Source organism: Streptomyces sp. WM6372 (assembly GCF_001279655.1).
GTDB lineage: Bacteria > Actinomycetota > Actinomycetes > Streptomycetales > Streptomycetaceae > Streptomyces.
In genome coordinates, this window is record NZ_LGDB01000210.1 from 30,831 (window position 1) to 44,135 (window position 13,305).

10 protein-coding genes are annotated in these 13,305 nt (G+C 74.2%); 4 read left to right on the plus strand and 6 right to left on the minus strand.

Going from position 1 to position 13,305, the window contains the following annotated elements:
- Nucleotides 1–21: 21 nt before the first annotated feature.
- Together ADK52_RS28270 and ADK52_RS28275 are read right to left on the minus strand one after the other, a co-directional pair.
- Nucleotides 22–1,194, minus strand: a complete 1,173-nt coding sequence (locus ADK52_RS28270) for an acyltransferase family protein (protein WP_078988667.1) — start codon at nt 1,192–1,194, stop codon at nt 22–24.
- Nucleotides 1,195–1,325: 131 nt separating this feature from the next.
- Nucleotides 1,326–2,126, minus strand: a complete 801-nt coding sequence (locus ADK52_RS28275) for a helix-turn-helix domain-containing protein (protein WP_053692679.1) — start codon at nt 2,124–2,126, stop codon at nt 1,326–1,328.
- Between the two features lie 180 nt (nt 2,127–2,306).
- Here ADK52_RS28275 and ADK52_RS28280 point away from each other — a divergent pair, with 180 nt between their 5' ends.
- Nucleotides 2,307–3,347, plus strand: a complete 1,041-nt coding sequence (locus ADK52_RS28280; RefSeq protein WP_053692680.1) for a zinc-dependent alcohol dehydrogenase family protein — start codon at nt 2,307–2,309, stop codon at nt 3,345–3,347.
- Between the two features lie 29 nt (nt 3,348–3,376).
- Here ADK52_RS28280 and ADK52_RS28285 read toward each other — a convergent pair whose 3' ends face one another.
- The 3 genes from ADK52_RS28285 to ADK52_RS28295 all read right to left on the minus strand — a co-directional run bounded on the left by ADK52_RS28285 (nt 3,377) and on the right by ADK52_RS28295 (nt 8,861).
- On the minus strand, nt 3,377–4,783 hold the full coding sequence (locus ADK52_RS28285; protein ID WP_053692681.1) for an APC family permease: 1,407 nt from the start codon (nt 4,781–4,783) through the stop codon (nt 3,377–3,379).
- Nucleotides 4,784–5,145: 362 nt separating this feature from the next.
- Nucleotides 5,146–7,332: a SpoIIE family protein phosphatase gene (locus ADK52_RS28290; protein ID WP_053692682.1), complete on the minus strand. Its 2,187-nt coding sequence runs from the start codon at nt 7,330–7,332 to the stop codon at nt 5,146–5,148.
- Between the two features lie 50 nt (nt 7,333–7,382).
- The gene (locus ADK52_RS28295) at nt 7,383–8,861 is read right to left on the minus strand and encodes an MFS transporter (RefSeq protein WP_420714942.1); all 1,479 of its coding nucleotides are present in this window, start codon (nt 8,859–8,861) and stop codon (nt 7,383–7,385) included.
- A gap of 133 nt (nt 8,862–8,994) precedes the next feature.
- On the opposite strand from ADK52_RS28295, the gene ADK52_RS28300 reads away from it, so the two are divergent.
- Both ADK52_RS28300 and ADK52_RS40540 read left to right on the plus strand, forming a co-directional pair.
- A complete protein-coding gene (locus ADK52_RS28300) occupies nt 8,995–9,927 on the plus strand; it encodes a LysR family transcriptional regulator (RefSeq protein ID WP_053692683.1) in 933 nt (310 codons plus the stop codon).
- Between the two features lie 107 nt (nt 9,928–10,034).
- Nucleotides 10,035–10,955, plus strand: coding sequence for a class I SAM-dependent methyltransferase (locus ADK52_RS40540; RefSeq protein WP_053692684.1), 921 nt, complete (start codon nt 10,035–10,037; stop codon nt 10,953–10,955).
- A 66-nt stretch (nt 10,956–11,021) separates the two neighbouring features.
- Here ADK52_RS40540 and ADK52_RS28310 read toward each other — a convergent pair whose 3' ends face one another.
- Complete coding sequence (locus ADK52_RS28310) at nt 11,022–11,930, minus strand: alpha/beta hydrolase fold domain-containing protein (protein WP_063783956.1); 909 nt, start codon at nt 11,928–11,930, stop codon at nt 11,022–11,024.
- A 215-nt stretch (nt 11,931–12,145) separates the two neighbouring features.
- Here ADK52_RS28310 and tdh point away from each other — a divergent pair, with 215 nt between their 5' ends.
- Nucleotides 12,146–13,174, plus strand: coding sequence for an L-threonine 3-dehydrogenase (gene tdh / locus ADK52_RS28315; protein WP_053692686.1), 1,029 nt, complete (start codon nt 12,146–12,148; stop codon nt 13,172–13,174).
- The last annotated feature ends 131 nt before the right edge of the window (nt 13,175–13,305 follow it).

The following is a 13,305-nucleotide window of genomic DNA, read 5'->3' on the forward strand; positions in this document are numbered from 1 at the left end:
GGCCCGGGCGGGGACGGGGATCTACCGGGAGGGTGACGCGGCCGGGGTGAGCAGGCGGCGCAGCAGCGGGACGAGAGGGCGCTCGACGAGGCGGTGCAGCAGCCAGGCGACCAGCATCGCGCCCGCGATGACGCCGAGCAGGGTCGGCCACGCGCCCCACTGCTCGTTCCACCGCCAGATGACCCGGACGCCCAGCGACTGGTGCACGAGGTAGAGCGGGTACGAGATCGCGCCCGCGATCGGCAGCCAGCGCCACTGGACGCGGTCCAGCCTCCCGAGCGCGATCAGGCCCATCAGCACGTACATCGCGGTGATCGCGGCCAGACAGACCTTCCAGTTGATGCCGTGCCCCTCGCCCTGCATGATCGCCGGGAGGCGGTGCTGCACCAGCAGCCAGGACAGCGCCAGGAGGCCCAGGGTCTCGCCCTCGAACCGGCCGGCCCGGCGGACCAGGTAGAAGGCGATCCCGGCGATGAAGAAGGGCGCCCACCGGGGCACCAGGAGCTGGTCCAGCAGCGGGATGCCCGCCGTCGGCGCAAGGACCGAGCCCAGCGCCCAGAGCCAGCAGAAGTTGGCGACCCGGCGGTGGCCGGCACCCAGCAGGACGACCAGCGAGAAGATCAGGTAGAAGCGCAGCTCGATCCAGAGCGTCCAGTAGACGTTGTCGACGCTGTTCACGCCCAGGGGCTCGTGCAGCATCGTGAGGTTGGTGAGCATCTGGCCGACGGTGACCTTCGCCTCGCCCGGGGTCCGCGGACCGAGCCGGGCCACCGCCGAGGAGATCACGACCGCCGCCCAGTAGAGCGGGAACAGCCGCAGGATCCGGCCGTGCCAGAACTGCTGGAGGGACTTGCCCCAGCCGGACATGCAGATCACGAAGCCACTGATCATGAAGAAGAGGACGACACCCAGCCAGCCGAACTCGGCCACCTTGTGCAGGGTGGGAAACAGCTCGACCGCCGTCCGCTGCCAGGGGATCGTCCCCGAGCCCGCCAAATAGTGGAACAGCACCACCGACAGCGCCGCGAACAGCCGCAGGCCGTCGAGCACGGCTATCCGAGGCGCCCGCGCGGCCCCGGCGGCGCCCCGCCCCGACCACAGCCTCGGGCGGCGTCGACCGGGATCGGGGAATGTCTGCGGCGCCTCGGCGGGCTCCGGGACATGGTCCCCGGTGAGGACGAGCCTGTCGGACATGACACCTCTGGAAGTCACGGGGGTGTCTGCGACACCGATACGTTCGGGGGGTGTGGAACCCCGCGATCGTATCGGTGCCGCGTGCACCCACCGGCGTCCGGGGCCCGGCCGCACCGCTTCCCCGACCGTGGTCAGAGGGCGGCCGCGCGGCGGTGCAGGAGGTCGGCGGTCGCGGTGTCGGCCGGAAGGAATGCCTCCAAGTGCAGCTCGGCCAGGGTCACGTCCACGGCCGTGGCGAACGACGTCAGCGTCGTCAGGAGCCGCAGCTCGCCCCCGGCCGTGCGCAGGCGCAGGGGCACCGCGAAGCCCAGGTGGTCCGGGCCCGGGGGCGGGAGTGCGGGCAGGTAGCCGGTCAGCTCGTCGATGAGTGCGTCGAGCTCCGGGTCCGGATGGGCCGTGGCCCGGGCCCGCAGGCTCTCCGTGATGTGCCGTCCCCACGCCGCCAGGTTCACCACGCGCGGCGCCATGCCCGCGGGATGCAGCGCGAGCCGCAGCACGTTCACCGGCGGCGCGAGCAGATGCGCGGCCGCGCCCTCGGTCAGCACCTCGAACGCGGCGTTCGCCAGGACGAGTTCGCCGCGCGGACCGGCGACCACCGCCGGGTACGGCAGGTGCCCGGTCAGGATGGAGCGCAGCGCCTCCATGGCCGGCCCGACCGCGGCCGACTCCGGCGGTGACTCCGCGTACACGGGCGCGTAACCGGCGCTCAGCAGCATCGAGTTGCGCTCCCGCAGCGTCAGCCCGAGGGACTCGGAGAGCCGGACCACCATCGTCCGCCCCGGCACCGAGCGGCCGCTCTCGATGAAGCTGAGGTGCCGCTGGGTGGTCCCGGCCAGGGTGGCCAGTTCGAGCTGGCTCATCCGGCGCAGCGCCCTCCGCCGGCGGACCTCACGGGCGAACGGGGTGGGTGCGGGGGCAGCGGTGGTGGCCATGTGCCCTTTCTAGCCGCCGCCGGGCGGACCGGGCGATTCCCCGGAGGGAATTGCCGGGGGTGTCCCGGGCCCCGGAATCTGGGCGCGTACCCCGCCGTACCCGCCACGCCCCGCCGTACCCGCCGCACCGCGGCACCGCCGCACCACGGCACCGCGGCACCCACCAGCCCGGAGGACACCATGCGCTCGTACCACCTGGAAGCATTCGGCGGCATCGAGGGGATCGTGCCGCGCGACTCCGGCGGACCCCGGCCGGAGCCGGCCGGCCCCACCGGCATCGTCGTCGCCGTCCGGGCCGCCTCCCTCAACAAGCGGGACCTGCTCATCCTCGACCGGCTCTACCCGCTGCCCGCCGTACCCGGCGTGGTCCCGCTCAGCGACGGCGCCGGCGAGGTGGTCGCCGTCGGCGAGGCGGTGACCCGGTTCGCGGTGGGCGACCGCGTGTCCTGCGCGTACTTCCCGCGCTGGCGCACCGGCCGGATCACCCCGGACGCCTTCGACCAGCCCGGCTGCACCCTCGACGGGATGCTCACGGAGTACGCCGTACTCGACGAGCAGTGGGCGGTCCGCGTCCCGGACCACCTGACCTGGGAGGAGGCGGCCACGCTGCCCTGCGCCGGGGTCACCGCCTGGCACGCGCTGACCGGCGGGGACCCGCTGCTGCCCGGCCAGACCGTACTGACGCTGGGCACCGGCCCGGTCGCCCTCTTCGCCGTGCAGTTCGCGAAACTGCTGGGCTGCCGGGTGGTGTCGACCACCTCCAGTGCCGCCAAGGCGGACCGCCTCAAGGCGCTCGGCGCCGACGAGGTCGTCGACTACCGGCGCACTCCCGACTGGGGCCGGGCCGTACGGGACCTCACCGGCGGCCTCGGCGCCGACCTCGTCGTGGAGACGGGCGGCCCCGAGACCATCGAGCAGTCGGTGCGGGCGAGCGCCCTGTACGGGCAGATCGCCCTGCTGATCACCGCGAGCGCCGCGAAGTCCGGGATCGGGATCTCGCACGCGGCGTACGCGTCGAGTCTGGCCACGATCCGCCGGGTCTTCGTCGGCAGCCGCACGCAGTTCGAGGACATGAACCGGGCGGTGGCCGCCCACGGGCTGCGCCCGGTCATCGACCGCGTGCACCCCTTCGAGGAGGCGCGCACGGCCTACCGCGCGTACGCGACGGACGCGCCGTTCGGCAAGGTCGTCATCACGATGGACGGGGCCGACGGGAGCTGAACCCGTACGGCCCCGTCCGGGAGCGCGGATCAGACGGCGGCGGGCTCGTCGTCCTCCGGGACGCTGACCAGCCAGCGGGTGTCCTGCCGCGGCCGCAGGTACAGCGCCCAGTACAGCGTGGCCACGGCCACGATCCCGCCGGTCCACAGCAGGTACTGGGTCTCCTGCTGCTTGAGGATGTACGCGAGTACGGCGATCAGCACGATCGGCACGCCCGGCCACAGCGGCATCCGCCAGGCGGCCACCTCGCGGTGCGCCCCGCGCCGGGCGAACAGCGCGGCCACCGCGACCAGCAGGTACATGCCGGTCACCGAGACACCGGTGACCCCGTACAGGGTGTCGAGGTTGACGAAGCACAGCGCCGCGCCCGGGACGCCGACGAGGAGCGTGGCCACCCACGGGGAGCCGAAGCGGCCCAGCTTGGACAGCGCGTGGTTGACCGGCGCCGGCCAGGCCTTGTCACGGGCGGAGGCGAACAGCACGCGCGAGTTCTGGATCACCATGACGATGCCGGCGTTGATGATGGCGAGGGCGACGCAGAGGCTGACGAAGGTGCCGACGGCCGAGTTGGACCAGGCGGTGACCATGCCGCCGAGGTCGCCCTCGGTCAGCGCGGAGAGGTCGGGGGCGCCGACGGTGATGGCGATGACCGGAACCAGGATGACGGCCGTGGAGATGGCGAGGGTGGCCAGCACCGTACGGGCGACGTTGCGCCGCGGGTTCTCCAGCTCCTCCGACAGGTAGACGGCGGTCGAGAAGCCCTGGGTGATGAACAGGGCGATGGCGAGTCCGGAGACCACCATCATCGCGGTCACCGTGGACGTACCGCCGCCCTCGGCCGCGACCGTGCCGTGCACCAGCGCGTCGGCGCCGCGCTCGCTGTGCGCGAAGCCCAGTACGGCGACCAGCGCCGCGGCGACCACCTCCAGTACCAGGAAGATGCCGGTGATCCAGGCGTTGGCCCGCAGGTCGAGGAGGCCGGCGAGGGTGGCGAGCAGCATCACGCCGCCGCCCGCGACCGGGGCCGGTATGTGCACGATCGGCGCGAGGTAGTCGGCCGTGCCCATGGCGATCACGGGCGGCACGATCATCACGACCAGCAGGGAGAGGACGAACACCAGCCAGCCGGCCAGCCGGCCCGCCATGGTCGACACCATCGCGTACTCGCCGCCGGCACTGGGGATCAGGGTGCCGAGCTCCGAGTAGCAGAACGCGACGCCGATGCAGAGCAGCGAACCGATGGCGATCGTGAGGGCGGTCCACGAGCCGAGGCTGGCGAACAGGTCGGGCACGACGACGAACAGGGTCGAAGCGGGCGTCACGCACGAGAGCGTCAGCAGTGTGCCGCCGACGACGCCGATGGAACGCTTGAGCTTCTGGGGGACGGGACCGGTGGCGGGGGCGAGGGCCTGAGGGGCGCTGATCGTTTCAGACATCGGTGCGGGGTTCCGATCGGCTGGTGCGGTGAACTGAGGTGCGGGAGCGGTATCGCCTCCGAGGCGGTGGTGAGCAAGGTGGTTCAGTGGCTCCCGGGCCGACATCGAATCCCTGCGGGATTCGCAGGTCAAGAGCAGTTCTCCTGCGGATTCCATCGTCGGGTGCCACGGCCGTGGCCCTACGGCAGCGTTAAGACCGCGTAAACGCTGCACGGAGTGCGGGTGCGGGAACCGCAGCGGCGGGCGGGCAAATTTTCTTCCGCTTTGCCGACATGTGCCCGCGGCGACACCACCTGCCCACGGAGTGGGCACCCGGGTGGGGGTCCGGGTCGCTCCGGAGCCGCTTCCCGGTCGCCCGCGGTTCAGCCGCTCGCGGCAGCCCGGCCGTCGGTGCGCGAGGCCAGCAGCAGGGCGATGTCGTCCGGCCGGTCCGCGGAGCCCCCCGCCTCGCCGATCAGCCGGTCGGCCATCTCGGTCAGCGGCGACGGCCGGGCCGCGGCCAGCGCCGCCCGCAGCCGCTCCACGCCGACGTCGATGTCCGTGCCCGCCTCCTCCACCAGCCCGTCGGTGTACAGGGCGAGCACCGAGCCCGGCGCCAGCCGCAGGTCCGTCACCGGGTACGTGGCGCCGGCGTCGATGCCGAGCACCACCCCGCCCGGCAGGTCCAGCACCTCGGCCCGCCCGTCCGCGTGCCGCAGCAGCGGCTGCGGGTGCCCGGCCCGCGCGGCCCGCGCCCGGCCCGACACCGGGTCGAGCAGGACGTAGCAGCAGCTCGCGAACTGGCCCGGGTCGAGATCGATCAGCAGCCGGTTGGTGCCCGCCACCACCTGGTCCGGCGCGCTGCCGGCCAGCGTGAAGGCCCGTACGGCGCTGCGCAGTTGGCCCATCGTGGCGGCGGCCGCCACCCCGTGGCCCTGTACGTCCCCGATGACCAGAGCCAGCAGGCCGTCGATCGTCTCGATCACGTCGTACCAGTCGCCGCCCACGTCCATGCCCTGGGTGCCGGGCAGGTACCGGGCGACGGTCTCCACGTTCTCGTGCACCGGCAGCCGGTGCGGCAGCAGTCCCGCCTGCAGTCCGCGGGCCAGCGCGGACTCGGTGTCGTAGCGCTGCGCCCGTTCCAGGGCCTGCGCGATCAGCCCGGCCAGCGCGGTCAGCACCGTACGCTCCTCCGGGCTGAACCCGCGCGGCGCGTCGAAGCCGAGGATGCAGGAGCCCACCGGCCGGCCCGAGGCGATCAGCGGCAGGAACGCCCGGGCCCCGACGTGGGCGTCCAGCGGGATCCCCGGATAGGCGGCGGCCAGGTGCTCCATCGACTCGAAGAACAACGGCCGGCCCGTGGTCAGCGTCTCCACGCCCGGCAGCCGCACGTCCAGCGCCACCCCGTCGAACCGGTCCAGGAAGCCCTGCGGGAACCCCGTCTCCCACGCCAGGTGCAGATGCCGCTCGTTGAGCAGGTAGATCGCCAGCTGGCGGCCGCCGAAGGCGGGCAGCAGCTCCTGCGTGACCACCGCCGACACCTGGCGGGCCGTGACCGCCTCCGTCAGCGCGATGGCGAGGGCCACCGGCCGGTACAGCGCAGAGGCCCGGTCGGCCGGCGAACCCAGCCCCAGCCCCGTGCCCGGGCGGACCACCGATCCGGGCGCGTACACGGGCGGCTCGGCCGCGTCGATCGTCACGGTCACCCCGTCCACACCCGGGTACAGGTCCACCTCCACCCAGCCCGCGTCCGGCTGCCGGCCCAGCCGGGCCGGGAAGCGCACCGGCTCCCCGGACATGAACACCCCGCGGAAGTGGTCCTCGTACGCCGGCTGCCCGAGCCACGGCACCGCCTGCCACAGCACCCGCCCGCGCAGCTCCGGCGCGCCCAGCCGCAGCAGGTCGGCGGCGGCACGGTTGACGTAGCGGACCCGGCCCTCGCGGTCCATGGAGAGCACGGCGAGGGTGAGCCGCTCCACGGCCTCGCGGGCGCCCTGTGCGGTGTCCGGTGGCGGCACGCCGACCGGATCGCCGGTCCAGAGCAGCGGTTCGCCGTCCGTGGTGAGTGCGGCGAGCCCCTCGGCCAGCCCGTCCGCGGCGGTACGCAGCCGCTCCCGGTCGGCGGCGTCGACCGGGACTCCCGGGGTGGCGGGACGCAGGACGAACAGCACCCCGAACCGCTGGGTTCCGGCCATGACGGGCTCGTACAGCGAGCCGAAGGGGAACGGCAGCCCGGCCATCAGCTGCGGGAAGCGCCGCATGGCCGACTCCGCGTCGGGCAGGTGCACCGACTGTCCGGAGCGGTAGGCCTCGGCGACCGGGTACGGGCGGTTCACGTGCATCCGCCACCACGGACGGAACAGCCGCACCGGCAACCCCGTGACCACGGCCAGCAGCAGCGGTCCCTCGGCTCCGGAGCGCAGGTAGATGCCGCCCGCAAACCCGCCGACGGCATGCACCGCATCGACGCAGGCCCGCGCGAGCACCCGGACCGTGGCGTCGGTGGCGGGGCCGCTGTCCGGTCTCGCCGTCACACAGTCAGCATGCCCCCCCGACGCCGGACGCTGCATCCCGGCGCCGGTGCGCGGCGGCCGGGGCGTCGGCGCCCGGTTCCCCGGCTTCAGCGCCCCGCCCCCTCCCGGCGGCCGCGCCCCGCACCGGCGCCGCTCCGGTAGCCGGCCACCACGGCGAGCGCCGCCAGCAGCAGCACCGAGGCGACCGTGCGCAGCGCGGCCCCCATCGCGTCCGTGAAGGCGCCGATCTGCGCCGGATCCTGCGGATCGCCGTGGAACCGGGAGGCCAGCACCGTGCCGACCACCGCCACCCCCAGCGCGGCGCCGATCTCCCGGGCCGCGGTGTTCAGCCCGGAGCCCAGCCCGGCCTGGTGCGCGGGCAGCTCGGCGACCACGGTCAGGGTCAGCGAGGGCGCGCACAGGCCGGTCCCGACCGACAGCACCAGCAGGTAGCAGGCGTACAGGGCGTACGGGGTGCCCGCGCCGGCGGTGGAGACCAGCAGCAGCCCCGACCCGATCAGGCCCAGCCCGGCGCCGACCGGCAGCCGCGGCCCCGTGCGCTCCGCCAGCCGGGCCCCCAGCTTCGGCACCACCGCCATGCCGATGGTCAGCGGGACGATCGCCAGACCGGCGGCAGCGGGCGAGAAGCCCTTGGCGTACTGGAGGTACTGGGCGTTGACGAAGAACAGGGAGAAGAGCCCGAAGAACGCGGCGCCGATCCCGAGCGACCCGGCGCGCAGCTTGCGCGAGGCGAAGATCCGCGGGTCCAGCAACGGGTGCGCGGCGCGCAGCGCGTGGCCGGTGAAGGCCGCGAGCAGCCCGGCGCCGGCCCCGAAGGCGATCAGCACCGCCGCCGAGGTCCAGCCGTACGAGGGCCCCTCGATGATCCCGTAGACGACCGCGAGGAGCGCCCCGGCCAGCAGGAGCGCGCCCAGCGGGTCGACGGAGGCGTCGGCCCGGGCCGGGGTGCGGGGGACCGTGCGGGCGACGGCGAGCGCGAGCAGCGCGCCCAGCGGCACGACCGCCCAGAACAGGGCCCGCCAGGTCAGGTACTCCCCGGCCAGACCGCCCCCGACGTTGCCCGCCAGGCCCCCGAGGCCGGCGGACAGCGTCCAGGTCGCCAGCGCCTGGCCGCGGCGCTCGGGCGGGCTCAGGTGGATCAGTACGGACATGGTGGCGGGCATGATCAGGGCCGCACCGGCCCCGCACAGGCCGCGCCCCGCGATGAGCACCGCCGGGGCCGCGGCGAGCGCGCTGACCGCGGCGCCCGCGGCGAACAGCCCGAGCCCGGCCAGCAGGGCGCCCTTGCGGCCGTACCGGTCGCCGAGGGCGCCGGCCGGGATGAGCAGGGCGGCGAACACGATGACGTACGCGTCGACGGCCCACACCAGCTGGCCGGGTGTGGGGTGCAGGGCGGACGCGGCGAGCTGCGGCAGCAGCAGGTTGACGGCCGCGACCATGGCCTGCGCGACGAGCACGCAGGCGCACAGGACGAGCAGGGCGGCCCGGGTGAGGGCGGCGGGCGCCGGGGCGGACGGACCTGCGTCGGGATCGGTGACATCCCGCTTGAGGGCATGGCGGAGCACGGCTCCTCCTCGGAGTCGGTGACGGTGAAGTGGTGTGTGGTGTGGGGGAGGGGAGCGCGGTCGGCGCCATCCCCCGTGCCTCACCGTAGAGTTGGCGCGACCTGCTTTCCAGTGCAAGTTATGCAAGGGATGAATGCGTGTGACGCAATCCGGCCTGGACCTCAATCTCCTCGTGGCCCTGGACGTCCTCCTGGAGGAGTCGAGCGTGTCCCGCGCGGCCGCCCGCCTGCACCTCTCCGAGCCCGCCATGAGCCGCACCCTCGGCCGGATCCGCAGGGCCCTCGGCGACCCCGTGCTCGTGCGCGCCGGGCGGAGCATGGTCCCGACCCCGCACGCCCTCGCCGTCCACGGCGAGGTCAGGGCCGTCGTGGAACGGGCCCGGGCCCTGTTCCTGAGCGGCGGACAGGTCGACCTGCCCACCCTCACCCGTACCTTCACCGTGCTGGCCCACGACGCCTTCGCCGCCACCTTCGGGGCCACGCTCTTCTCACGGGTGGCCCGGGAGGCGCCCGGGGTACGGCTGCGCTTCCTGTCGGAGAGCCACGTGGACACGCCGGTGCTGCGCGAGGGCGTCGCCGACCTCGAACTCGGCGTCGTGGACAGCCGCTCCCCCGAGGTGCGCGTCGAGCACCTCTTCGACGAGCACATGATGGGCGTCGCCCGGGCCGGCCACCCGCTGCTGAAGGGCCGGATGACCGCCCGCCGGTTCGCGGCCGCCGAGCACCTCATCGTCTCCCGGCGCGGCCGGCTGGAGGGGCCCGTGGACGCGGCCCTCGCCCGGCAGGGCCTGTCCCGGCGGGTGGTGGGCTGTGTCGGCTCGTACCCCGCTTCCCTGTTCGTGCTGCGCGAGAGCGACCTCGTCGGCCTGATCGCCACTCAGGCCGTGCCGCTCGCCACCGAGCTGGGACTGGAGGCCTTCGAAGTGCCGCTCGACCTGCCGACGCTGCCCTTCGGCATCGCCTGGCACCCCCGCCACGACGCCGACCCGGCGCACGCCTGGCTGCGGGGCTGCGCCCGCGAACTGCTCCCAGCGGTGGCCGGGCACCCCGTACGCCGTACGCACTGACCCGAACGCCTCCCCCGTCCGGGGGACGGGCCGCCGCACCCGCCCTGACCGGCCGCGCTCCGGGGCACCCATACGCACGCGTCCCACCCCGCCACGGAAGGCAGAGCATGCGGTTCCAGTACGACACCATCGGCGAGCGCTTCGTGGAATCGAAGACCACGGCGGCCTTCTCGGCGGCCGACACCCACACCCTGCTCGGGGCGCTCGACGCGCTCGGCGGGGTGCGCGGGCTCGACACCCTCGACCTGGCCTGCGGATACGGCTACAACACGCGGCTGCTGGCGCGCGGCGGGGCCCGGCGGGCCGTCGGCGTGGACATCTCCGAGGAGATGATCCGGCTGGCCCGGGCGCACGGGGTGATCGGCGGGAACGGGGTGGGCGCGCTGGAGCGCGCGGTGGGCGCGGTACGCCCGGCGGGCGCGGCGGCTCCGGGAGCGGACGGGCACACCGGGACGGCCCCCGCCGGGGCGGGGGCCTTCGAGGCGGCCCCGGTCGAGGCCGGGTCCATCGGGGCCGGCTCCATCGAAGCCGGGTCCGCCGGGTCCATGGGAACCGGGTCGATCGAATACGTCGTCGCCGACGCGGCCAAGCTGCCGCAGATGGGCCCCTTCGACCTGGCCACCGCCGTGTACCTGTTCAACTACGCCACCGACCGGTCCGCCCTGCACGCCATGTTCCGGTCCATCCGCGCCAACCTGCGCGACGGCGGCCGGCTGCTGGCGATCGTGCCGAACGCCGGCGCGTACCCGCACGTCGACTGGTCGCCGTACGGGGTCCGGATCGTCGACCGCGTCCAGGAAGGCGACGCGCCGCTGCTGAAGGCGCAGTTCCTGACCCAGCCCCCGGCCGACTTCGAGTTCCGCGAATGGGCGCACGCCGACTTCGCCGAGGCCGCCGTCGAGGCGGGCTTCTCCACGGTCGGCTGGCAGCCGAACCGGACCCCGCCCGCCGACGGCGCGCGCGACGAGGCCTACTGGACCGCCTACCGGGCCTGGCCCATCAGCTCGCTGATGACCTGCACCGCATGACGTACCCCGCCCCGGCCCGCCGGTCGGCCCGCCGGTCCGCGCGCCCGCCGGTCCGCCCGCACGGCCTCACTCGTCGGCGGCGGACCTGATCAGCTCCACGATCCGGTCCCGGGCCGCCCGCCCCTCCGGCACCGGCAGCAGCGGGTACCCGTGCGGCAGCCCCGGCTCCTCGTGGAACTCCACCTCGACCCCGTCCGCACGGGCCCGGCGCAACAGCTCCCGGCTGTCGGTGGTCAGCACGTCCCGGGTGCCGGTGAACACCGTCAGCGGCGCCAGCCCCCCGAAGGAGCCGTGCAGGGGGCTCACCCGCGGGTCGTCGGTGGCCAGGGTGCCCGCGTACAGCCGGCCCGCCTCCAGCAGCCCCGACCGGGCCTGGAGCGGGTCGGCCGCCTCGATCGCCGCCTGGTCGGGGTGGCTCATGGTCAGGTCCAGCCAGGGCGAGATCAGGACGATCCGCGAGGGCTGGTCCCCCGTACGGTCGCGCAGGCGCTGGGCGGCGGCCAGCGCCAGCCCGGCTCCCGCCGCGTCCCCGATGAGCACCGTGCCGCCCGCTCCGCCGCTGGCTATCAGCCCGCTCAGCAGGTCCGCGGCCACCGGAACGGTCCGGTCTGCGGTCCCGCGCGGGGCAAGTATGTACGCCGGTACGACGACGCGGGCCCGCGCCTCCGTGACCAGGGTCCGGATCATCGACCAGTGCGGCCGGACCAGCTCGTTGATGTACCCGCCGCCGTGCACGTACAGCACCTGGGCCGCGGGCTCGATCCCGAGCGGCGAGGCGTCGTACACCGGCCAGGCGCCGACGAAGGTGCGGGAGACGTCGGCGACGCGGCCCAGGGAGCGCGGCGGCAGGTGCGACGCCGGCCGGCGGGCCGTCTCCGCCACCCGTGCGCGCACCGCCTCGGCACTCGCGAACCGTCTTCGCCGCCCCGCCGCGATCAGCGCGACCGACAGCGCCCTGCTGCGCAGACTCGGCACGCCCCTCACCTCCCCATTCCCTGCCCCGGCCGCGGGCCCCTGCCCAGGCCACAGCCCTTCACGTGAGGAGCATAGGCGTGAAGCTGGGCTGTCGACCCGCTTAAGAAATCCTCGATGGACTGATCACCTCCGCGCTCGGCAGATTGGTGCCTGTCGATACGTCGCACCCGCACCAGTGGTTGCAACGCCCCCTCCGCATGCCTGGAGCCACCCCCATGAAGGCACTCGTCAAGCACAAGGCCGAGCCCGGGCTGTGGCTCATGGACGTCCCCGAGCCCGAGTACGGCGCCGGCGACGTGCTGATCAAGGTGCTGCGCACCGGCATCTGCGGCACGGACCTGCACATCCGCTCCTGGGACGGCTGGGCGCAGGGCGCGGTCAAGACCCCGCTCGTGCTCGGCCACGAGTTCGTGGGCGAAGTCGCCGCGCTCGGCGCTGACGTCCGGGACATCGAGATCGGCGCGCTGGTCAGCGGCGAGGGCCACCTGGTCTGCGGCAAGTGCCGCAACTGCCTGGCCGGGCGCCGCCACCTGTGCCGCAGCACGGTCGGCCTCGGCGTCGGCCGCGACGGCGCCTTCGCCGAGTACGTCGTCCTGCCCGCGCAGAACGTGTGGGTGCACCGCACCGCCGTGGACCTGGACGTGGCGGCGATCTTCGACCCGTTCGGCAACGCCGTGCACACGGCGCTGTCCTTCCCGCTGGTCGGCGAGGACGTACTGATCACGGGCGCGGGCCCGATCGGGATCATGGCGGCGGCCGTGGCCAAGCACGCCGGTGCGCGCAACGTCGTCATCACCGACGTCAGCCCCGAGCGCCTGGAGATCGCCCGCAAGGCCGGCGCCACGCTCGCGCTCGACGTCTCGAAGTCGACGATCGCCGACGCGCAGGCGCAGCTGGGCCTGCGCGAGGGCTTCGACATCGGCCTGGAGATGTCCGGCCGCGCCGAGGCGATGCGCGACATGATCGACAACATGACGCACGGCGGCCGGATCGCCATGCTGGGTCTGCCGGCCCAGGAGTTCCCGGTGGACTGGGCGAAGGTCGTCACCTCGATGATCACGATCAAGGGCATCTACGGCCGCGAGATGTTCGAGACCTGGTACGCGATGACGGTGCTGCTGGAGGGCGGGCTCGACCTCAGCCCGGTCATCACCGGCCGCTACTCGCACCGCGACTTCGAGGCCGCGTTCGACGAGGCCGCCACCGCCCGCAGCGGCAAGATCATCCTGGACTGGACGGCGTAAGGGCCCTTCCGGCCCCCGGACCGGAGGGCGCAACGGCCCACCGGTCCGCCCCGCCTCCGTCCCACCGAACCATCTCCCTCCGGCCGGGCCCCGCCCACCCTCCCCCCTCCGCGGGGCCCGGCCCCCTTCGT